This window comes from Phytohabitans maris, assembly GCF_031085175.1.
In the GTDB taxonomy this organism is placed as follows: Bacteria; Actinomycetota; Actinomycetes; order Mycobacteriales; family Micromonosporaceae; genus Phytohabitans; species Phytohabitans maris.
The window spans coordinates 1-19,750 of record NZ_JAVHUY010000039.1 but is presented as its reverse complement, the minus strand read 5'-3'; the positions used below and the strand labels follow the sequence as shown (position 1 = coordinate 19,750).

The 19,750-nt window shown below is 71.4% G+C and carries 20 protein-coding genes and 1 pseudogene; 15 read left to right on the top strand and 6 right to left on the bottom strand.

Annotated elements, in window-relative coordinates; translation table 11 throughout:
• The first annotated feature begins 12 nt into the window (after positions 1–12).
• From RB614_RS32345 to RB614_RS32320, 6 genes are read left to right on the top strand one after another with little or no spacing between them, the layout of a single operon-like run.
• Positions 13–1,071, top strand: a complete 1,059-nt coding sequence (locus RB614_RS32345) for a LacI family DNA-binding transcriptional regulator (RefSeq protein WP_308716542.1) — start codon at positions 13–15, stop codon at positions 1,069–1,071.
• The gene (locus tag RB614_RS32340) at positions 1,068–2,336 is read left to right on the top strand and encodes a sugar ABC transporter substrate-binding protein (RefSeq protein ID WP_308716479.1); all 1,269 of its coding nucleotides are present in this window, start codon (positions 1,068–1,070) and stop codon (positions 2,334–2,336) included. Before RB614_RS32345 ends, RB614_RS32340 begins: the two co-directional genes overlap by 4 nt.
• 3 nt (positions 2,337–2,339) lie before the next feature.
• Positions 2,340–3,281, top strand: coding sequence for a carbohydrate ABC transporter permease (locus RB614_RS32335; RefSeq protein ID WP_308716478.1), 942 nt, complete (start codon positions 2,340–2,342; stop codon positions 3,279–3,281).
• Between the two features lies 1 nt (position 3,282).
• Positions 3,283–4,110, top strand: coding sequence for a carbohydrate ABC transporter permease (locus tag RB614_RS32330; protein WP_308716477.1), 828 nt, complete (start codon positions 3,283–3,285; stop codon positions 4,108–4,110).
• Positions 4,111–4,118: 8 nt separating this feature from the next.
• Positions 4,119–5,642: a glucoamylase family protein gene (locus tag RB614_RS32325; protein WP_308716476.1), complete on the top strand. Its 1,524-nt coding sequence runs from the start codon at positions 4,119–4,121 to the stop codon at positions 5,640–5,642.
• Between the two features lie 58 nt (positions 5,643–5,700).
• Positions 5,701–7,527: a GH39 family glycosyl hydrolase gene (locus RB614_RS32320; RefSeq protein WP_308716475.1), complete on the top strand. Its 1,827-nt coding sequence runs from the start codon at positions 5,701–5,703 to the stop codon at positions 7,525–7,527.
• A 151-nt stretch (positions 7,528–7,678) separates the two neighbouring features.
• Here RB614_RS32320 and RB614_RS32315 read toward each other — a convergent pair whose 3' ends face one another.
• Complete coding sequence (locus tag RB614_RS32315) at positions 7,679–9,280, bottom strand: flavin monoamine oxidase family protein (protein WP_308716474.1); 1,602 nt, start codon at positions 9,278–9,280, stop codon at positions 7,679–7,681.
• Positions 9,281–9,428: 148 nt separating this feature from the next.
• Positions 9,429–9,614: a hypothetical protein gene (locus tag RB614_RS32310; RefSeq protein WP_308716473.1), complete on the bottom strand. Its 186-nt coding sequence runs from the start codon at positions 9,612–9,614 to the stop codon at positions 9,429–9,431.
• 323 nt (positions 9,615–9,937) lie between these two features.
• Here RB614_RS32310 and RB614_RS32305 point away from each other — a divergent pair, with 323 nt between their 5' ends.
• Together RB614_RS32305 and RB614_RS32300 are read left to right on the top strand one after the other, a co-directional pair.
• Entirely contained in the window at positions 9,938–10,177 is a 240-nt protein-coding gene (locus RB614_RS32305) for a DUF397 domain-containing protein (protein WP_308716472.1), read from the top strand.
• Positions 10,178–10,459: 282 nt separating this feature from the next.
• Positions 10,460–11,293 (top strand): helix-turn-helix domain-containing protein, encoded by an 834-nt coding sequence (locus RB614_RS32300; RefSeq protein ID WP_308716541.1) that lies wholly within the window; start codon positions 10,460–10,462, stop codon positions 11,291–11,293.
• Positions 11,294–11,362: 69 nt separating this feature from the next.
• Here RB614_RS32300 and RB614_RS32295 read toward each other — a convergent pair whose 3' ends face one another.
• Positions 11,363–12,529: a nucleotide disphospho-sugar-binding domain-containing protein gene (locus RB614_RS32295; RefSeq protein WP_308716471.1), complete on the bottom strand. Its 1,167-nt coding sequence runs from the start codon at positions 12,527–12,529 to the stop codon at positions 11,363–11,365.
• Positions 12,530–12,598: 69 nt separating this feature from the next.
• Here RB614_RS32295 and RB614_RS32290 point away from each other — a divergent pair, with 69 nt between their 5' ends.
• Positions 12,599–13,549, top strand: coding sequence for a 50S ribosomal protein L11 methyltransferase (locus RB614_RS32290; protein WP_308716470.1), 951 nt, complete (start codon positions 12,599–12,601; stop codon positions 13,547–13,549).
• 25 nt (positions 13,550–13,574) lie between these two features.
• Here RB614_RS32290 and RB614_RS32285 read toward each other — a convergent pair whose 3' ends face one another.
• Positions 13,575–14,759, bottom strand: coding sequence for a 4-hydroxybenzoate 3-monooxygenase (locus tag RB614_RS32285; RefSeq protein ID WP_308716469.1), 1,185 nt, complete (start codon positions 14,757–14,759; stop codon positions 13,575–13,577).
• Positions 14,756–15,709 carry a hypothetical protein gene (locus tag RB614_RS32280; RefSeq protein WP_487379839.1) on the bottom strand — a complete coding sequence of 318 codons (954 nt, stop codon included), beginning with the start codon at positions 15,707–15,709 and terminating at the stop codon, positions 14,756–14,758. Before RB614_RS32280 ends, RB614_RS32285 begins: the two co-directional genes overlap by 4 nt.
• 371 nt (positions 15,710–16,080) lie before the next feature.
• On the opposite strand from RB614_RS32280, the gene RB614_RS32275 reads away from it, so the two are divergent.
• Positions 16,081–16,350, top strand: coding sequence for a DUF6343 family protein (locus RB614_RS32275; RefSeq protein WP_308716467.1), 270 nt, complete (start codon positions 16,081–16,083; stop codon positions 16,348–16,350).
• A 133-nt stretch (positions 16,351–16,483) separates the two neighbouring features.
• Here the strand turns inward: RB614_RS32275 and RB614_RS32270 are convergent, their stop codons facing one another.
• Positions 16,484–16,774: a hypothetical protein gene (locus tag RB614_RS32270; RefSeq protein ID WP_308716466.1), complete on the bottom strand. Its 291-nt coding sequence runs from the start codon at positions 16,772–16,774 to the stop codon at positions 16,484–16,486.
• 96 nt (positions 16,775–16,870) lie between these two features.
• Here RB614_RS32270 and RB614_RS32265 point away from each other — a divergent pair, with 96 nt between their 5' ends.
• The 5 genes and pseudogenes from RB614_RS32265 to RB614_RS32245 all read left to right on the top strand — a co-directional run.
• Entirely contained in the window at positions 16,871–17,305 is a 435-nt protein-coding gene (locus RB614_RS32265; RefSeq protein WP_308716465.1) for a hypothetical protein, read from the top strand.
• A gap of 80 nt (positions 17,306–17,385) precedes the next feature.
• Entirely contained in the window at positions 17,386–18,066 is a 681-nt protein-coding gene (locus RB614_RS32260; protein ID WP_308716464.1) for a hypothetical protein, read from the top strand.
• Positions 18,063–18,632, top strand: coding sequence for a hypothetical protein (locus tag RB614_RS32255; RefSeq protein ID WP_308716463.1), 570 nt, complete (start codon positions 18,063–18,065; stop codon positions 18,630–18,632). Before RB614_RS32260 ends, RB614_RS32255 begins: the two co-directional genes overlap by 4 nt.
• 100 nt (positions 18,633–18,732) lie before the next feature.
• On the top strand, positions 18,733–19,113 hold the full coding sequence (locus RB614_RS32250; protein ID WP_308716462.1) for a hypothetical protein: 381 nt from the start codon (positions 18,733–18,735) through the stop codon (positions 19,111–19,113).
• Positions 19,110–19,750 (top strand): annotated as a pseudogene (locus RB614_RS32245) (hypothetical protein); the annotation flags it as partial. The gene RB614_RS32250 and the pseudogene RB614_RS32245, both read left to right, overlap by 4 nt.

Below are 19,750 nucleotides of genomic sequence, written 5' to 3'. Positions count from 1 at the left end.
GCCGTCGTGGCGATGAAAGCGCTTTCAAAGCGGCGCGCCGGAGTCACCATCTACCAGGTCGCGCAGCGCGCCGGTGTCTCCATCGCGACCGTGTCGCGGACGATGCGGGACTCCGATCTCGTGACGCCCGAGACCCGGGCGCGGGTGCTCGCCGCCGTCGAGGAGCTCGGGTTCACGCCGAGCCGGCTCGGGCGTTCGCTGGCCGAGGGCCAGCACGCGGCCAACGGCATCGTGTTTCCGGACCTCATCGGGCCGTACTACGCCGAGGTGGTCCTCGGCTACGAGGAGGTCGCCGCCGACCTCGGCCGGAGCGTGCTGATCCTGGCCACGCACGGCCGGCGGGACGCGGCGGCACAGGTGCTCGAGCTCGCCAACCGGGTCGACGGCATGGTCGTCATGGGCCGTACCGTCGGCGACGAGGTCGTGGAGCGCATCGCCGCGAGCGGGCCGCCGCTCGTGCTGGTCGCCCGCGACCCGATCTCCACAGTGGACACTATCCGCACCGACAACGAGCGCAGCGCTCGCGAGCTGGCCGAGCACCTGCTGGCGCACGGCCACCGGCGGTTCGCCTTCGTCGGCGACCCGGACGACTCCCCCGACGTCGCCGGGCGGTACGCGGGCTTCGCCGCCGGGCTGCGCGCCGGCGGCGTACCCGTGCCGGCTCCTGTGCGTTGCTCTTTCGACATCGAGGCCGGCCGTGCGGCGGCCGAGGCGCTGCTGCGGCGGCGCTCCCGGCCGCAGGCCGTGGTGTGCGCCAACGACGAGGTGGCCCTCGGCGTGCACACGGCGGCGACCGAGGCCGGCCTGACCGTGCCGGACGACCTCGCGGTCACCGGCTGGGACGACGTGATGGCGGCCCGGTTCGCCGGGCTGACCACCGTGCGCCAACCGATGCGGGAGCTGGGCGCCACCGCGGCGCACTGGCTGCACGACCGCATCACCGAACGAGGCTCGGACCGGTCGCGCCCGCCGAGCGCGGTGCGCAGCCAGGTCCTCCCCACGCAGCTCACGGTCCGCCGCAGCTGCGGCACCCACCGGACCGGCCCACCACCCCGGGAGGTACAGACATGACAACGCATCGGCGGTTGGGCACCGCCGCGATGCTCGTCGCGGCGCTGGTGCTCGGCGCCTGCGGCCGCGACTCCGGCGGCGGTGGCGACGCCGCGCAGCCGGTGGCCGAGGGCAAGGCCACCGGCGAGATCACGGTATGGGCCATGGGCACCGAGGGAGAAAAGCTCGGCGCGTTCGCCCAGGAGTTCATGGCGGAAAACCCGGACGCGAAGGTCAACGTGACCGCCGTACCGTGGGACGCCGCGCACCAGAAGATCGCCAGCGCGATCGCCGGCAAGCAGACCCCGGACGTGTCGATGCTCGGCACGACCTGGATGGGCGAGTTCGCCAAGACCGGCGCGCTCGACCCGACCCCCGAAGGCACCGTCGCGCGCGGCGACTTCTTCCCCGGCGCGTGGGACACCACCGTCGTCGACGGCACCTCGTACGGCGTGCCGTGGTACGTCGAGACCCGGCTCATCTACTACCGCAAGGACCTGGCCGCCAAGGCCGGCGTGAGCGCACCGACCACATGGGACGAGCTGAAGTCGTTCGCCACCGCGATGCGGGACAAGGGCGGCACGAAGTGGGGCATGAACCTCCAGCCCGGCGGCACCGGCAGCTGGCAGAGCTTCATGCCGTTCGCCTGGTCCAACGGGGCCGGCCTGGCCGACGGCGACGCGTTCACTCTGGACAGTCCACAGATGACCGAGGCGCTGGCGTACTACCAGTCCTTCTTCACCGAAAAGCTCTCGCCGCCGACCGACCTGTCCCTGCAGGGCGCGCTGGAGCAGAGCTTCATCAACGGCTCGCTCGCCGCGTTCATCTCCGGACCGTGGCACGTGAGCCTGCTGACCGATCAGGGCGGCGCCGCGTTCAAGGAGAAGTTCGCGGTGACGGCGATGCCGCGCAAGCAGTCCGCGACGTCGTTCGTCGGCGGCAGCGACCTGGCCGTCTTCAAGGACGCCAAGAACCGCGACGGCGCCTGGAAGTTCGTCTCCTGGCTGAGCCGGCCCGAGGTGCAGATCAAGTGGTACCAGACGGTCTCCGACCTGCCCGCGGTGCAGGGCGCGTGGAGCGACCCGACGCTCTCCGGCGACCCGATCCTCGCCACCTTCGGCGAGCAGCTCAAGGACGCCAAGTCGCCGCCGGCGATACCCACCTGGGAGCAGGTGGCCGCGGTCATCGACGGCGAGGTCGAGAAGGTGGCCAAGTCGGGTACGGACCCGGCGGCGGCCGCGAAGGCGATGCAGCAGCGCGCGAGCGGCATCGGCACCGGGGCCTGAGCCATGGCCGCCACGACGGCCACGGCACCGGCCAAGGCGACATCCGGTACGGCCGGTCCCCGCCGGCCGTACCGGATCCGGCAACGGCTCGCCGGTTGGCTCTTCGCCACCCCGTTCACCCTGCTCTTCCTGCTCTTCATGGCGGTGCCGGTGGTGGCCTCGCTGGTGATGAGCGTGACCGACCTGCGCTCCACCGACCTGCGCACTCCGTTCGCGGTGGAGTTCGTCGGGGTGGACAACTACACCCGGCTGCTGGACGACGCGCAGTTTCGCCGGGCCGCGCTGAACACCGCGATCTTCGTGGTCGTCGGCGTACCGCTGACGATGGCGGTCGGGCTGGCCGCGGCGAGCGCGCTCAACTCCGCCCTGGTCAGGTTTCGCACGCTCTTCCGGGTCGGCTTCTACCTGCCGGTGGTGACCAGCATCGTGGCGCTCGCCGTGGTGTGGCGCTTTCTGCTCGACCCGGAGGCCGGGCTGGTCAACAACGCGCTGCGCCTGGTCGGCGTCGACGGGCCGAACTGGCTGGGTGACGCCGACCTGGCGCTGCCGTCGATCATCGTGATGGCGGTCTGGCGCAACTTCGGCTTTCTGATGGTGATCTTCCTGGCCGGACTCCAGGCGATCCCGGCCGACCTGTACGAGTCGTCCACTCTGGACGGTGCCGGGCGGTGGGCCCAGTTTCGCCACATCACCGTGCCGTTGCTGCGCCCCACGCTCCTGTTCGGCGGTGTGGTCACCAGCATCGGCTACCTGCAGCTCTTCGAGGAGCCGCTGGTGATGACCCGGGGCGGCCCGCTCGACTCCACGCTCTCCGTCTCGTACCACATCTACAACCAGTTCGGCTTCGGCAACTACGGCTACGCCGCGGCGGTCAGCTACGTGCTCTTCGCCGTCATCGTGGGCCTGTCCATCCTCCAGTTCCGCCTCCTGGGATCGAGGGACTGACATGCGGCGCAGGGATCTCGTCGCGCGCGTCGGGCTGTACGTGGTGCTCGGCGCGGGGCTGCTGGTGGTCGTCGGCCCGTTCCTGTGGGCGGTGCTGTCGTCGGTGAAGCCGGAGGCGGAGATCCGCCGCATCCCGGCGACCTGGTGGCCGGAGGTCTTCACCCTCGACAACTACCGCGAACTGCTGTCCAGGTTGGACTTTCCGCAGGCGTTCGCCAACTCGGCGATCGTCGCGGTGCTCACCACCCTGGGCAACCTCGCCTTCTGCTCGCTGCTCGGCTACGCGCTGGCCAAGCTGCGCTTCCCCGGCAAGCGGGCGCTGTTCCTGGTCGTGCTCGGCACGCTGATGGTGCCGAGCATGGTGACATTCGTGCCGCAGTTCGTGATGGTCAGCAACCTCGGGCTGGTCAACTCGTACGGCGGCCTAATCCTGCCGTTCCTCGCCACGCCCTTCGGTGTCTTCCTGATGCGGCAGTACCTGCTGTCCGTCCCGGACGAGCTCATCGAGGCGGCCAGAGTGGACGGTGCCGGCGAGCTGCGCATCTTCGCCCGGGTCGTGCTGCCGCTCTGCGGGCCGGCACTGGCCACGCTCACCATCCTCACGTTCCTCGCCTCCTGGAACAACTTCCTGTGGCCGCTGGTCGTGGCCACCACCGAGGACAGGTACACGCTCCCCGTCGCGCTCGCGCTCTACAGCGTGGGCCAGAACCGCATCGACTACGGGCTCGTGCTCGCCGGTGCGGTCGCCGTCCTGCTGCCCGTGGTCATCGTGTTCGTCCTGCTCCAGCGGCACTTCCTGCGGGGCATCGCGACGACCGGACTCAAGTGAGGGTTTCCATGAGACGTCTCCTCTCCGTCGGTCTGGCTCTTGTCCTCCTACCCGCGGCCCCCGCGACCGCCCCGGCCCCCGCGACCGCCGCGCCCGACGCGTTGACCACGTACGCGCGCGACACCTGGCGCTCGATGGTCGCCATGGTGGACCCGGCCACCGGCCTGCCGTCCGACAACATCGGCGGTGACCTCGCACCGGCCAGCCGCTCGGCGTACACGTCGCCGACGAACATCGGCGGTCTCATGTGGTCGGCCGTCGCCGCCCGCGACATCGGCATCGTCTCCGGTCGCGAGGCGTCCAAGGTGGTCGGTGCCGCACTCGACGGGCTGTCCGATCTGGACCGGCACGACGACTCGGGCATGTTCTACAACTGGTACGACCCGCACACCGGAACGGTGATCACCACCTGGCCGGAGGACGGCACGCCGCGCACCCCGTTCCTGTCCAGCGTGGACAACGGCTGGCTGGCCGCCGCGCTCGTCGTGGTCAGCAACGCGTTTCCGGAGCACCGGGCGCTCGCCAGCCGCCTGCTGGCGCCGATGGACTTCGGCTTCTACTACAACCCCGAGGCGCGCGGACCCGACTTCCCGGCCGGGCTGATCCGGGGTGGCTTCTGGGACACCGAGCCGACCGAGTGCTTCGTCGTGGACAACTACCGCGACCGCGGGCCGGACGTCTGGTACACCTGCAACCACTACGACATCGCGGTGACCGAGCCGCGGATCGCCAGCTACCTCGGCATCGCGTTCGGCCAGATCCCGCCGGCGCACTACTTCGCGACCCAGCGCACGTTCCCGGCCACCTGCGACTGGGACTGGCTGGAGCAGCAGCCCACCGGCTTCCAGGCCACCCACCTTGGCGTGCCGGTCTTCGAGGGCTCGTACACGTACCGGGGCATCCAGTTCGTACCGAGCTGGGGCGGGGACATGTTCGAGGCGCTGATGCCGGACCTGTTCGTACCCGAGGCGAAGTGGGGCCCGCGCAGCTGGGGCCGCAACCACCCGGCGACCGTGGCGGGGCAGATCGAGCACGGCCTGCGCGACGCGAAGTACGGCTACTGGGGCTTCTCCCCCGCCTCCGACCCGTTCGGCGGCTACCGCGTCTGGGGCGTCGACGCGATGGGCATGGACCCGGGCGGCTACCCGTCCGATGTGGAGTCGTCCAACTACGACGGCGGCTTCGGCGACTGCCGCCCCGCCGGCCCGGCACCGACCTATGGGGACGGTGTGGTGACGCCGCACGCGGCCTTCCTCGCGCTGCCGTACGCCAAGCGCGCGGTCCTGGACAACCTGGCGAAGATGAAGGCCAACCTCGGCGCGTACGGGCCGGGCGGCTTCTACGACGCGGTCGCGGTGCGCAGCGGCACGGTGGCCAAGCGGTACCTGGCGCTCGACCAGGCCATGATCCTGGGCGCGCTCGGCAACGAGCTGGGCCACGACTCGATCCACCGGGCGTTCGTGACCCCGCGGATCGAGCGGGCGCTGCGCCCGCTGCTGGCGATGGAGACGTTCAACGTGAGGGCGCGGTGAGCGAGCGAGTTGGCGCGGCGGCTCTGGGCGCAGCCGAGCGAGCGAACCAGGAGGCACAGTGACCGTCGAAGACGTCGCCCGCGAACGGTGGGCACAGCTCATGGGCGCGGGTGGCGCCCAGGACCGGGCGCCCGGCGAGATCGTGCCGGCCGACCTGCCGGCACCCGGGGAGCTGGTCGCGAACGGCGGGCGCGGTCACGTCACCGTCGACTGGGCACCGGTGCCGGGCGCCATCGGGTACGCGGTGCACCGCGCGACCAGCCCCTCGGGGCCGTACGAGCCGGTCGACCACGGCGGCGGTGACGTGCTCGCGGTGCCGCACGGCCCGTACGCGGACACCACCGGCGAGCCGTTCCGCGAGTACTGGTACGCGGTCGCGCCGCTCGGCACCGTGACCTCGATGGGGCCGCTCAGCGTGCCCGTGGCGGCGGCCGCCCACTCCGGCGGTCCGGCGGAGGTCGGCGTGACGGTGGCGGCGGACGGGGACGCCGGGCTCCTGCACCGGCCGTGGCGGGCCGTGGTCGGCTCCGAGCACCTGAGCCACCTGCTCAGCACCGACACGAGCGGCGGCCGGCCGATCGGCGCCGAGCTCACCGCGGCGCTGCGCCGGGTCCGCGACGAGTTGGGCGTCCAGCAGGTACGGGCGCACGCGATCCTCTGCGACGACCTCGGCGTGTACAAGCTGGTCGACGGGGAGCCGCGGCTCGACTTCAGCGGCGTCGACCGGGTCTACGACACCGTGCTGGAGCTCGGCATGCGCCCGGTCGTCGAGCTGTCGTACATGCCGCGCGACCTGGCCAGCGACCCTTCGCGGACGGTCTTCGCGTACCAGGCGATCGTCTCGCCACCGCGCGACTGGGACCGGTGGTCGTGGCTGGTGCGCGAGCTGACCGCCCACCTCGTCGGCCGGTACGGGCTGGCGGAGGTGCGCGACAACTGGTGGTTCGAGGTGTGGAACGAGGCGAACCTGTCGGTCTTCTGGTCCGGCACGCCGGAGGAGTTCTGGCGGCTGTACGACGAGACCGCCCGCGCGGTGAAGGCCGTCGACCCGGGGCTGCGGGTGGGCGGTCCCGCCTCGGCCGCCGTCGGGTGGATCGACGACCAGCTCGCCCGGAAGTCCCCTGTGGACTTCGTCTCCACCCACACGTACGGCAGTCCACCGCTCGACCTGCGCCCGCTCGCCGGCGACCGGCCTCTACTGTGGACCGAGTGGGGCGTGACCGCCACGCACGGCAGCGAGGTCAACGACACGGTGTTCGCGGCGGCGTTCCTGCTCCGCGGCATGCGCTCGGCGGCCGGGCGGGTCGAGGCGCTCGCGCCGTGGGTCGCCTCGGACCACTTCGAGGAGCTGGGACGCCCGCCGCGGCTCACGCACGGCGGGTTCGGGCTGCTGACCGTCGGCAACCTGGCCAAGCCGAAGTACTGGGCGCTGGCGCTCGCCCAGCGGCTCGGCGACACCGAGCTGCCGGTCACGCTCACCGGCGACGGCGCCGGCGGGCTGGTCGAGGCGTGGGCGGCGCGCTCCGGCGACGGCACGGTCACAGTGCTGCTCTGGAACACCACGCTCGATCACGCCAAGGCCGACGGCGACGCCGAGCTCGATCGGGCGGTCACCGTCGACCTGACCGGGCTGCCCGCGCCGTCGTACCGCATGACCCGCTGGCGGGTCGACGCGACGCACTCGAACGTCGCGGCGCGGTGGCACACGATCGCCGAGGGGCGCGACTGGCCCGACGAGCGCCAGTGGGCGGCGCTACGCGACGCCGACCGCGTGGCGGAGGCGGAGCCGTCCCGGCTGCTGGAGGTCCGCGACGGCGCCGCGGCGATCGCCTTCGACCTGCCGATGCCGTCGATCTCCTGCGTGGAGCTGGTGCCCGTCACCTGACCCACCGTTTGCCTCGGGCGGGAGCGGATCCAAAGCCGATCTAGAACGTTTAGGGCTCTATATCCGCCCTAAGCGTTCTAGATTCACAACCATCGAGAGCAGGCACCGCCTACGGGGCGGGCCAAGCGTGGAGGGTGAGGCCGCCAGGTGGCTAGCTCGACAGCACGCGGGTGTGCAGGTCGGTGACGACCTTGCGGGCGGACTCGAACGCTCCGGCCTGCCAGGCGATGTAGTAGCTGAGGTGGTCGCCGGCGAAGTAGACGTTGCCGTCCGGCTCCAGCAACCGTCCATAGTGGCCGCTCGTGCGGGAGGGCCAGGAGACCCAGCCGCCCTCGCTGTACCTCGTGCGCGGCCACGCCACCGAGAACGCGGTCTCCAGCTCGGTGCGGTACCTCTCGCCGTGTATCTTCACGCCCTGCTCGACGGCCCGCGCCTGCCGCTCGGCGGGGGTGAGCGAGGCGTACAGGTCGGCGCTGGCACCGAAGTTGTAGTAGCCGACGAGGATGCCCTTGGCGCCGTGGTAGCCGTACGAGGGGTACCAGATCGTGCCGAGGTCGAGGTTGGTGTTGGTGATGCCGGAGTAGATCCTCTCGTCCTCCTCCCACCACCGCCGGCCGTACTGGAGCCCGATCTTGCCGGTGCTCACCGGCTGCGCGTAGGCGAGCGCCTCCTTGACCGGCTGGCTGAGGTTGGTAGGGATCTTCACGAGCACCTGGGGCGGGATCGTGCACACGCAGAAGTCGGCCTTGGCGAGGCTGGGCCGCCCGCCGGGTCCGGTGTAGACGACCTCCACGCCCGAGCCCTTGTCGGTGAGCGAGCGGACCTCCGCCCCGTACGTGATGTGGTGGGCGCCGACCGCGTCCTCCAGCGCGTACGCGATCCGGTCCATGCCACCCACCGGTTGGAACATCAGCATCGCCTGGTCCCAGCCGAACTCGAACGAGAAGTACTGCCCCACGCCGCTGGCGAGCACGTCGGAGAGGGCGTACGGGGGCAGGTTCGGCGTGCCCGCCTCGTTGCCGGCCCCCGGGTCGACGAGGTACCCGCGCCGCGTGCTGCCGGTGTACTTCCAGCCGTCCGCGCGCCCACCGATCGAGCCGAAGTTGCGCAGGAACGTGAGCAGCCGCTCCTTGTCCTCCGCCGTGAGCTGGCCGTCCAGCGCGCCCTGGTCGGTTGCCTTGGCGAGCAGCTCCGAGACGTACCCGTAGACGTCGGCCTTGGCGGTGCGGTGCCGGATCGGGGTGCCGGAGAGGACGCCGACGCCCTCGTTGTAGTAGTAGCCGTCCGCGTTCTGGTTGCCGAACATCTCGATCGGCACGCCCAGCTCGCGGCAGTAGTCCAGCGTGACCATGTGCTGGGCGATGCGGGCCGGCCCGGCGTTGAGGTACTGCCCCTTGGCGTACGCGGCGCGCTGGGTGTGGCCGTCGAGGTCGGTCTCGACCGTGCCGCCGCGCACTGTCCAGTTGCGACCGCCGGGCCGCTTGCGCGCCTCCAGGACGCGCACCTGGTAGCCCGCCTTGCGCAGCTCGTACGCCGTGGCCAGGCCCGCGATGCCGGCGCCGAGGACCAGCACCGACCGGTGCGATCGGCCGGTCAGCGTGAAGTCGGACTCGCGCGGCGCGCGGAACGGCGGTGCCGCCTGTGCGGCCGGCGCCAGGCCGAGCGCGCCCATCGTGCTGTAGAGGACACCCGCTCCGCCGGTCACACCGACCGCTTGGAGGAACTGCCGGCGGGTTTGTGGTATCGCCACCATGTCTCCTCTCGATCGGAGGCCCTTCGTATCGAAGGATCTCAAGATCAGCCAGGAAACACTCGCAGCGATGTGTTTCGATCGCGTTAGTGCGCCGTAACGAGTGCTGGCCTTGTCCGGTCCTGTCGTGGGTCAGGGCCGGACAAGGCGCTCACCGGCGTTGTGGCGCGCGATCCAGGAGCGGGTCGATGTCCGCACGCGGAAACATGTACGGCGCGGTCAGCGTGTCGACGCCGGTGCCGCGCGCACTGTTCGGCCGGTAGGTCACCGTGGCGGCCCGGGGGGAGACCGCCTCGACGACACCGGCACGCCACGTGCCGCCACGGTAGACCCACACGCGGTCCGCCGGACTGTAACTGTCCGTAGGGGCCACGGCCTGGGGGTCGCGCTGGGTCGGTTCGATGGTTGGGGCAGGCATGCTTCTACTCCCAGCAGGTGGTTTTGGCTTCGTGATGGCAATGGGGACAGAGGGGGGTGCCCCGCGGGTCGCCGTTGGCCCGCGTTTCCGTCACAAAACGTGAACGACCTTGCACTAGTAGCACAGAGTTATCATGCTAGCTGGCCCTTGCAGACGCAAGGGCTGATGCACGTGCAGATGATCTGATCGAACCCTAGCGTCCGTGCCCCAAGCCCGTACGCAGGCCGATGAGAAAGACGTCGATGAGCCAGATTGTCAACGGCACGCCCGCCGGCCAGCTGCCGGCGGTCGCGTGGCGCAAGAGCCGCCGCAGCAACCCCAGCGGAAACTGTGTCGAGGTGGCAGAGCTGCCCGGCGGGGCCGGGATCGCGATCCGCAACTCGCGGGACCCCGAGGGGCCCGCGCTGATCTACACCACGGAGGAGATAGCCGCGTTCATCCTGGGCGCCAGAGACGGGGACTTCGACCACCTCCTGACCTGAGGGCAGTGGTTACCCGGAAGTAGGGGGTGGCCGGCGCCACGGCCAGCCCCTTTGGCACCCCCGCACCGCCGGTCTCCTCGGGCATCCCGCGCTGCTGGGGCCACTTTGACACCCCGCGCCAACTGGCCCTTTGGCGTTTCGCGCCAAGGATGAACGAAACGGGGATCCTCCTCTCCAGACGGTCATGGCATGCTTACCCCCGGCAGCTAGCGAGCGAGCCGGGAGGGCAGCGTGACGACAGGGCCGGAGGCCGGAGCCGGCGGGCCGACCGTGCTGCGGATCATGCTCGGCTCACAGCTGCGTAAGCTCCGCGAGGCCAACGGCGTGACCCGCGAAGCCGCCGGGTGGGAGATCCGGGCATCCGAGTCCAAGATCAGCCGGATGGAGCTCGGCCGGGTCGGGTTCAAGGAGCGGGATGTGGCCGACCTCCTGACGCTGTACGGGGTAAACGACAAGACCGAGCGCGAGGCCCTGCTCGCCCTGGCCCGCCAGGCCAACACGCAGGGGTGGTGGCACCGCTTCGGCGACGTGCTGCCCAGCTGGTTCCAGGCCTACCTCGGCCTGGAGTCCAACGCCGGGATGATCCGGACGTACGAGGTGCAGTTCGTCCCCGGCCTGCTGCAGAGCCGCGACTACGCGCGGGCGGTCGTGATGATCAGCCACGGCGCCGCCGGCCTCGACGAGATCGACCGCCGCGTCGACGTGCGCATGGCCCGCCAGCAGCTGCTCACCCGCCCGGGCGCGCCGCACCTGTGGGCCGTGCTCGACGAGGCCGTCCTGCGCCGCCCGATCGGCGGCCACACCGTGATGCGCACCCAGATCGCCGCGCTGATCGACGCCACCAAGCTCTCCAACGTGACCATCCAGATCGTCCCGTTCAGCGCGGGCGGCCACGCGGCGGCGGGTGGAGCGTTCTCGATCCTCCGCTTCCCCGACGCCGAGCTGCCCGACGTGGTCTACATGGAGCAGCTCACCAGCGCGCTCTACCTCGACAAGCGCGACGACGTCGACCAGTACGCGGCCGCGATGGAGCGCCTCTGCGTCGAGGCCGAGCCCCCCGACCGCACGCTGGCGCTGCTCGAGAGCATCCTCCGCGACTACGACCGCGAGCCGTAGCAGGTCCATTCCGGACATCTGGGCTACCGCGACGTCCGTTGCGGTAGCCCAAGGCTCTTGGTCGGGCCGTCAGGGGTGGGTGAGGGTCGTCAGGGGGGTGACGAGGTCGGCGGGCGCGGGGAGTCCGGCCATGCGCGTGGCCGCGGACCGCGCGGAGCGGGCGATCGTCTCGTCGGCCAGGAGCTTCGTGACCGTGGCGGCGTCGACCTCGGCGGGTGGGCACCAGAGGCCCAGGCCCAGGGCGGCTACCTGTCCCCCGTTGACGAACTGGTCGGCGCCGTGCGGGAGGACCAGCTGCGGGACGCCGGCGGCCAGGGCGGCCATCGTGGTGCCGGAGCCGCCGTGGTGGACGACGGCGGCGCTGCCGGTGAGCAGGTGGTGGAGCGGGACCCAGCCGACCGGGCGGACGTTGGGGGGCAGCGGGCCCAGCGGGGCCAGGTCGGCGTCGCCGCCCAGGGCGAGCACGAACTCGGCGTCGACGTCGGGCGCGGCGGCCAGCATCCGGGACAGGCCACCCACGCCCTGCAGGCGCGGCACGACCGTGCCCATCGTGATGAGCACGCGCGGGCGCTCGGGTGGCTCCCACAGCCACCGCGGCAGGTCGCCGCCGGCGTTGTACGGCACGTATCGCATCGACCAGGCCTCGCCACCGGCCGGGCCGAGCATCATCTCCGGTGGCGCGACGTGGACGACCACCCGGCGGGGTGGCAGGGCGAGTGGTGCGCCCACCCGCTCGTACGCCGCCGCCAGGTGGGGCAGGAAGCGGGCGGCGAGGTCGGGCTCGCTCTGGAAGTTGAAGCCGTGCTCGACCGCGGGCACGCCGAGCGCGCTCGCCACCGCCAGGCCGGCGCCCTGCAGCCGGGAGTGGACCACCAGGTCGGGGCGCCAGCGGCGGGCCACCTCCGCGGTCACGCCGGCGGTCACCGCGGACACCTCGCCGAACGTGCGCAGCAGCAGATCGTGCACCGCGTGGCCGGCCTCGGCGATCCGCCGGCCGCGCTCGCTCATCCGCCGGGCCCGCTCGTCGGGTGGGCCGGTCGCGGCGCCGAAGATGGCGGCGATCGCGCTGGCCGGCGCGGTCTCGACGGCTGGCAGCCCGGCGTGGACGGCCGCCTCGACACCCTCGGCCGCCGTCGCCACCAGCACCTCGTGGCCGGCGGCGCGCAGTGCCCAGGCCAGCGGGATGGTCGGGAAGAGGTGGCCGATCCCCGGAGAAACCGCGAAGAGCACTCGCACCGGCCTTAGGCTAGCATTGACACGCGCCGACCCCTGCGACCCCGCCTGACCGTCCATCGTGGAGGATCTGTGGCCAAGCCGGGCGACATCCCGTTCACCGTCGACCTCCACATGCGACTGCTGCTCAGCCTCGACCGCGGCCACGCCGTGCAGCGGGCGGTCGCCGCCGCAGTGCGGCCGGGCATGCGGGTGCTAGACGCGGGCACCGGCAGCGGGCTGCTGTCCTTTGTGGCCCTGGCGGCCGGCGCGGGCGAGGCGGTCGCGGTCGACCGGCACCACGTGGCGATGGCGCGCACGCTGGCCGCGCACAACGGGTTCACCGACCGGATGACGGTGGTCGAGGGTGACCTGTCCCAGCTGGAGCTCTCCGGCGTCGACCTGAGCCGCCGCTTCGACCTGCTGCTGGCGTTCATCCACGTCAACAACCCGCTGGTCGACGAGGAGCGCGCCCGCACGGTCCACGAGGTGCGCGACCGCTTCTGCGCCGAGGGCTGCACGGTGCTGCCCGAGGCGGTGCGCTACCGGGCGGTGGGCTGCGACCGGCTCGACTGGGACCTGCCGACCGAGCTCGCCGACCTCGACGACGCGGCCGGCGCCCTCCGCGGGGCGTACGGGCTCGACTTCCAGCCGCTGGTCGACGCGGCCAAGCAGGGCGTGGCACGTTCGGCGAGCCGGCCGGAGAGCGCCGTGCGTCCACAGTGGCGCTCCCCCACGACGATGGGCTCGCTCCGCTTCCCGCGCGAGGACGTGCGGGTGCTGACCGCGAGCCACGACTTCGCGACGTTCGACTACACCGGGCCGGCGTTCACCGGCTTTCCGCCCGAGCTGCGGCTGACGATCGCCACACCCGGGCGGCTGAGCGGGGTGATCTGGACGCAGGAGCTGCTCTGCGGCGGGCGGTCGGTGTGGACCGCCGAGGCGTACAGTCCACTGGCGACTCCCCGGGCGGTGACGGCCGGCGACGAGGTCACCCTCGCCACCGGCGACGAGTGGCGCGCCACCAACGTGCTTCACCAGTAGCCGGGCGCGCCACCCGCGTGCCGGCTCACCAGTAGCCGATGTAGTCCTCCAGGAAGGCCGCGCCGTACGGCGGTGAGGCGACGATCCGCTCCAGCCGGGCCATCTGCACCCGGTGCAGGAACGGTGCGGCCGGCGTGCCCAGCCCTGGCGTGTTGACCAGGTCCATCATCCAGTGCACGAACTCCTGTACGCGCCAGATGCGGGCCAGCCGGGTCGGCGAGTACGCGTCGAGCCGTTCGTGGTCGTGCCGCAGGAAGCGGTCCATCAGCCCGAGCGCGAGCTCCTCGGCGTCGGCCAGCGCCACGTTGAAGCCCTTGCCCCCGACCGGCGGTACGACGTGCGCGGCGTCGCCGGCCAGGAAGAGCGAGCCGTGCCGCATCGGCGCGCAGACCAGGCTGCGCATGCGCACCGTACCGGTGGAGAGGATCGGTCCTTCGTGGAGGGTCCACGGCTCGTCCAGCGCCAGCCGCAGCCGGATCTCCTTCCAGATCCGCTCCTCCGGCCAGTCCTCGGTCGTGTCGTCGCGCGCGCACTGGAGGTAGAAGCGGCTCACCTCCGGGGTACGCCGCACGTGCACGCAGGAGCCGGACTCGTGGATGGAGTTGATGACGCAGTCGCTGGAGGGCGGGGCCTGGGCGAGCACGGCCAGCCACGCGTACCCGTACTGGTGTTCGTAGGCGTGCAGGGCGCCGGCGGGCACCGTGCGGCGGGCCACGCCGTACTCGCCGTCGGCGCCGACCACGACGTCACACTCGATCACCTCGGAGCCGCCGGACGGGCTCTCCACCTCGATCCGCGGGCGGTCGCCCTCGATACCGGTGATCACCCGGGCCGGCGTCTCGAAGCGGAGGTCGCCACCGTCGGCCAGGTACGCCTCGACCAGGTCGCGCACCAGGAACTGCTGGGGGTAGATGTAGTGGCTGCGCCCCTGCGCGACCGGGTCGTACCGCAGGGGGTAGCGGCGACCCGCCATCCGAAACTCGATCTTGTTTTCCACCTGCCCGGTGGCGAGCAGCCCGCCGGCCAGGTCGTGCCGGCGCAGCAGGTCGACCACCCGGTGCTCGACGGTGCCGCCGCGCGAGCGCTGCTCCACGTACGCCCGGTCGCGCTGCTCGACCACGACGCAGTCGACGCCGGCCCGGCGCAGGAGGGTGGCGACGAGCATCCCGGCCGGTCCCGCGCCGACGATGCCGACCTGTGTGGTTGTCATCGGACCTCGTTCCCTTCGGCGGAGGCGCACCCCGAAGCCGGCGTCGAGGCGGGAGCCGAGAGCACCGAGCCGAGCATCGAGGCCGGTACGGCCGCGCGGGCCGGCGTGCCCTCGGGGGTCAGCGCAAACAGGCGGGCCCGCATCAGCTGGCGGAGCGCGGTGACACCGGACTGGGTCGAGCGGCCCCGGGAGGCGGCCGCCATGCGCAGGCTGGGCAGGATGTCGCCGCCGAAGCGGGAACAGATGAACTTGTGCGCCTCGTACGCCGTCACGGTCGCCTCGACGAACTGCTCGAACGCCTCGCCCGCCACCCCCTCCCCGTGCGCCGCGGCGGTCTCCCGCAGCCGGGTGAAGAGGCTGACCAGGTAGGCGTGGTCGCGGGTCTGCAGGCCGCTGAAGCCCTCGCGCACGCTGGGCGGGCTCATCGCCGGCCGGATGCGCGCGTCGTAGTCGACCGGGCCGAAGTCGGCGGTGAACTTGATGGCCGCCGCCGAGCTGCGCATGAACGCGGCCGCCACCAGCACCGCGGCGTTGGCGTCGGCCGCCGCCTCGCCGTCCGGGTCGTCGCCGCCCGCCTCGAGGTAGCAGTTGAGGCCGACGATCACGCCTTGGAGCAGCGCGAAGATGAACTGGTGGCCGACCAGCCAGCGCCGCTCCGGGTCGTACCCGGCGCGGACGTGCCGCGGCGCGGGGCGCAGGACGACCGGCACGCCCTCCTTGAGACGGTCGCCGGCCGCGTACCGCAGGAGCGCGTCCAGCCCGGCGAACATCTCCTGCCACTCCACCGGATCGAGAATCGAAACACCCATGGCCAGGCCGTTTTCGTGTACCCAAGAATGGGTTTGGAGGAGGCCTCGCACAAACGCGAAGGCCGGCCTGTGTTTCACTCGGGTGACCCGGAAATAACGGTCATGCTCGACATACTCGGGGTCGCCATCTTGGGTGGACACATTGTCCGACCACTCTCCATCCCATAGACCGGGATCGAAGAGGGTCTCAATTACCCCTGAATAAGACAGGTCGCGTGTAACGCCCGCGACCTGCTCTCTTGTCGTCGGTAATAGCGCAGGATAAGGCAAGCACAATAGGCCACCATGCACGGCGTCCCCGCCCTTCCGAGAAGGTTTCAGGCGACGAGAATTGGACGACGCAGGCCAAACTCAAATGCCATTCGGACAGCGGCGCTGCAGTCCCTCAAGATTCTCGGCGAGTGCCTTACCGCTGTCAATCCCTCGCCGCGATCTTCTGCATATTCGCAGGTAGCGGCCGTGCAGAATCTTTTATCAAGTGTGGAAGTCGCAGGATCGGGTATCCGAATCGCATGACCACACAACCCGGGCAGCCCCGTGGCCGGCGCGGGACGGTCGGACACGCCTACAGCGCGCTCAACCTGCGGCTTCTCCTCGCCTCGATGGGCCTCGTGATCATGGTGGCGCTGGCGGTCCTGCTCGCCCTCGCCGACCACCCGGTCCTGACGGTCATCGCCGCCGCGCTGGCGGCGGTCGCGGTGATCGACATCGTCGTCGTCAGCCGCCGCATCCGCATCCGCCACCGCCAGGACCCGAACCACCACTACTCGCTCTTCGAATAGAGCGCCCAAAAGCGGGTCCTGGGGGGATAGATCGACATGCCCTGTGACCTGCATCGCAAGCATCACGTCACATCACGCGGGATCACGTCGCATCCGGCGCTGTTGTGTCCAGGATGTGCCCACGGGCAGGCAGTCACTCCACAGTGGACGACTGCACGATCTTGTAGATGCGGTCGCGGGTGTACCCGCTCAGCTTGACCAGGTCGACCTGCCGGATGTCCAGCGCCGCCGCCGCCACGATCGCGTCGTGCAGCGGGACCCGCGCCTTCGCCACCGCCTCGCCCGCCGCATCTCGCCGCGCCTTGACTTCGGCGAGGGCGGTGAGGGCGGCCTTTTCCTCCTCGACCGCGGCCTGATACGCGGCAGCGGCATCGGCCACGGCGCGCTTCGCGGCTTCGATCTTGACGGCGTCAGTCTCTGGCATGGACGCCATTCTCGCATGGACCGGGATGCCTCCACCATAGAGGCAGAATGCAGTCTGACCTTGACTACAATGCATTCTGCCTCTAGACTGAATACCATGCAGAACGTGATGGTCGGCCAGGTCAGCACCCGCAAGGGCGCCAAGCTCCACCTCTCCCTCAACGGCCTCGCCCACTGCGGCAGCGGCAACGGCCGGATCATCGGCCCGGCCCGCGAGCTCACCGCCGACAACACCCCGGCCCTCTGCCTCCGCTGCGCACACCGCGTCAAGGCGGTCGTGCAGGAGGACATCCACGAGGTCATGCGCCGCCGGGACCAGGTCGGCCTGCGCCGCCTGAACAAGCTCGCCGACGCGCTCCTCACCCCGGCCGAGGTCAAGGCCGAGGAGAAGACGATCCGCGAGATCGAGGCCGGGCTCAAGGCGACCGCCGAGGGGCGGCGCCCCCGGACCTTCGCCGAGATCCGGGCCGCGCACCTCGCGGCCGTGCAGCGCGACCGGATGGCGAGGGCCGAGCAGCTGGCCCTCGTCTAGCAAGACGGGCCCCGACCGGTGTGGAGACCAGCCGGAGCCCTTGATCCGCCCATACCTGCCAACACCAGGAGGACGAACCCGTGAGCATCATCGCAACCGCGCCGGTCCCCGCGCACTCGCGCATCGACCGGGCCGACACCCTGACCCTGCCCGTGTTCGACGCCGCCACGGCGACCGCCCTGCTCGTCGACCCGGTACTGACTGCCCAGGAGAAGATGGCGCGCCTCTCCCCCTCGGTGCCGTTCGAGGGCGAGTCCGCCGAACGGGCGGTCGAACACCTGACCCGCGCCGCCGGCATCGACCCGGAGGACGTCGCGATCGCCCACCAGTTGTCGGCGTTCCTGCAGGACCCGGGCAGCAACCCGGACAGCAAGGCGGAGATCCGCTCCGGCATCCAACGCATGATCAAGATCGCGGAGGACGTGGCGTTCCTCGCCCGCACCCACGACCAGATCAAGGCGGCCGTGGTCGCCGACCAGAACCTCACCGACGAGCAGCGGAGGGAGGCACTGGCCCACCTCGCCCCCTACGACGGGCAGGACGGATCGGTGGCATTCCGGGTCCTCACCGAGGAGGAGGACATCGAGGGGCTGTGGAAGGCGTTCGCGTCCGGTGCTCGGCTGGCCCTCGGCGGAGCCGACGATACGGCGGAGGCGTGGCGGTCGGCCCCGGTGAAGCCACTGGAGGGCGAGGCGCTGATCGAGTACCTCACCAAGCTGCGCGCCGAGTCCGACGCCGACCGTGAGGTCGGTGAGTGGTGAAGCTCCGCGTCTATGGCATGGCCGCCGAGGTCGCCGCCTTCGCCGACCTGCTTCGCCCCAGCGTGACCGGGCGGTCGGCGGCCGGGCCCGACGCGGCCCGGGACGCCGCCCACCGCGACTGGGTCCGCCGCTACGTCACCTTCGACCTGTACGGCGAAGCTGCGGATCCGGACCCGACCGCTCCGCGCTGCCCGTGGTGCAAGCTTCCGTACATCCTCGACCAGCACGGGCCGGCGAAGGGCGGCATGTCCTGGTCGTGCCGCCGCTGTGCACGGACGTTCATCCACGCCGAGGGCGGCGTGTACCTCGCAGCCGCCGAGGACGTCGCCACCCTCCAGGTCGGCGACCTGGTCCTGCTCCACGTCGGCTGGCGGACCGTGTTCGACGTCCGCGTCACCCGCGACGAGGTGGAGATCCGCACCGACGTGCCCACCGACCCGCTCACCGGGTTCCGGCTACGGCGGGTCCTGACCCGGCGCGAGATCAAGCCGTGGCACGACGGGCCCACCTACCCGCTCCTCGTCCACGTCGTCCGCGACGGCCAGCGGGCGGTGAGGGACCTGTGACCGCGTTCGTGAACCGCCTCGTCTACCGCACCGTCGCCGTCGCTGTGGCCCTCGCTGGGCTGGCCGCCTGGTCCGACCTGTCCCGCCTCGGTGGTGCCGGGTGATCGCCCTGTGCGCGGCAGCGACCGCGCTGATCACCGCTGGCATCTGCGTCGGCGGCGGCTGGGGCACGGCCCTGATCGTCCTGGGCCTGGTCGGCAACCACGCGTGGCTGACCGTCACGCTCGTTCGCTGGTGGCAGCGCGCGTCGTATCGGGCCCGCCTCACCCTCTTCGCGACCACGACCGCGTACGTCACCGGCTGGTTCGTCATCCGGGTCGCCGCCGGGCCGGTCGCCGCGTGGGTCCTCGCGATGGCCGGCATCGGCTACGTCGCCACGGTGGGCGGTGTCCTCGCGGCGACCGGCTACCTCGCCGCACACCATGCCAAGGCCACGCAGCACGCGATCGCCACCGGCAAGCTCAAGGAGATCACCCGATGAGCGACACCCGCACCGCGCTGCGGCTGTTCTACGTGGTCGTGTTCGGCGTCGCGCTGGTCGGCTCCGGGCAGGCCGCTACCGGCTGGCTGAACTGGTGGGCGCCGTTCGCGTTCCTGGCCGTCGGCGCGGTCGAGTTCGGCGGAGCCGTCTTGTCGATGCACGCCGACCGCCGCCGGCAGCTCGGCGAGCGGGCGATGTGGTCCCGGCTGCTGTCCGCCGCAGTGGCAGTCGGGGCGGTGCTGGTGAACCTCCTCGGACACTGGGAAGAACCGGGCCAGGCAGCGTTCTTCGCCGGCATGTCCGCCCTGGGGTACTCGGTCTGGCTGATCGACTCTGCGGCCCGTCGCCGGGATGCTCTGCGCGCGGCCGGGAAGCTGCCGCCGACCCCGCCGGTCTACGGCCTGGTGCACTGGCTGCGGCACCCGTGGCTGACCCGGCGTGCGCGGCACCTCGCCCTCGTCGACCCGACGCTGGGCCTGTACGGCAGTCTCGCCGCCGCTGAGGCCGCGGTGCGTACGGAGCGGCGGCAGCGGGCGCTGTCGAAGGTGCTGCACGCGAAGATCCGGCAGGCGACCGGGCCGGCCGCCGCCGACATCGCGGTGACGGTGTATGACCTGGACGAGGTCGCCGCCCGCCT

Excerpts from the sequence above, each read along its gene's own strand:
- RB614_RS32345 (WP_308716542.1), top strand. The coding sequence starts at position 13 with ATGAAAGCGCTTTCAAAGCGGCGCGCCGGAGTCACCATCTACCAGGTC.
- RB614_RS32340 (WP_308716479.1), top strand. The coding sequence starts at position 1,068 with ATGACAACGCATCGGCGGTTGGGCACCGCCGCGATGCTCGTCGCGGCG.
- RB614_RS32335 (WP_308716478.1), top strand. The coding sequence starts at position 2,340 with ATGGCCGCCACGACGGCCACGGCACCGGCCAAGGCGACATCCGGTACG.
- RB614_RS32330 (WP_308716477.1), top strand. The coding sequence starts at position 3,283 with ATGCGGCGCAGGGATCTCGTCGCGCGCGTCGGGCTGTACGTGGTGCTC.
- RB614_RS32325 (WP_308716476.1), top strand. The coding sequence starts at position 4,119 with ATGAGACGTCTCCTCTCCGTCGGTCTGGCTCTTGTCCTCCTACCCGCG.
- RB614_RS32315 (WP_308716474.1), bottom strand. The coding sequence starts at position 9,280 with ATGGTGGCGATACCACAAACCCGCCGGCAGTTCCTCCAAGCGGTCGGT.
- RB614_RS32305 (WP_308716472.1), top strand. The coding sequence starts at position 9,938 with ATGAGCCAGATTGTCAACGGCACGCCCGCCGGCCAGCTGCCGGCGGTC.
- RB614_RS32300 (WP_308716541.1), top strand. The coding sequence starts at position 10,460 with ATGCTCGGCTCACAGCTGCGTAAGCTCCGCGAGGCCAACGGCGTGACC.
- RB614_RS32285 (WP_308716469.1), bottom strand. The coding sequence starts at position 14,759 with ATGACAACCACACAGGTCGGCATCGTCGGCGCGGGACCGGCCGGGATG.
- RB614_RS32275 (WP_308716467.1), top strand. The coding sequence starts at position 16,081 with ATGACCACACAACCCGGGCAGCCCCGTGGCCGGCGCGGGACGGTCGGA.
- RB614_RS32270 (WP_308716466.1), bottom strand. The coding sequence starts at position 16,774 with ATGCCAGAGACTGACGCCGTCAAGATCGAAGCCGCGAAGCGCGCCGTG.
- RB614_RS32265 (WP_308716465.1), top strand. The coding sequence starts at position 16,871 with ATGCAGAACGTGATGGTCGGCCAGGTCAGCACCCGCAAGGGCGCCAAG.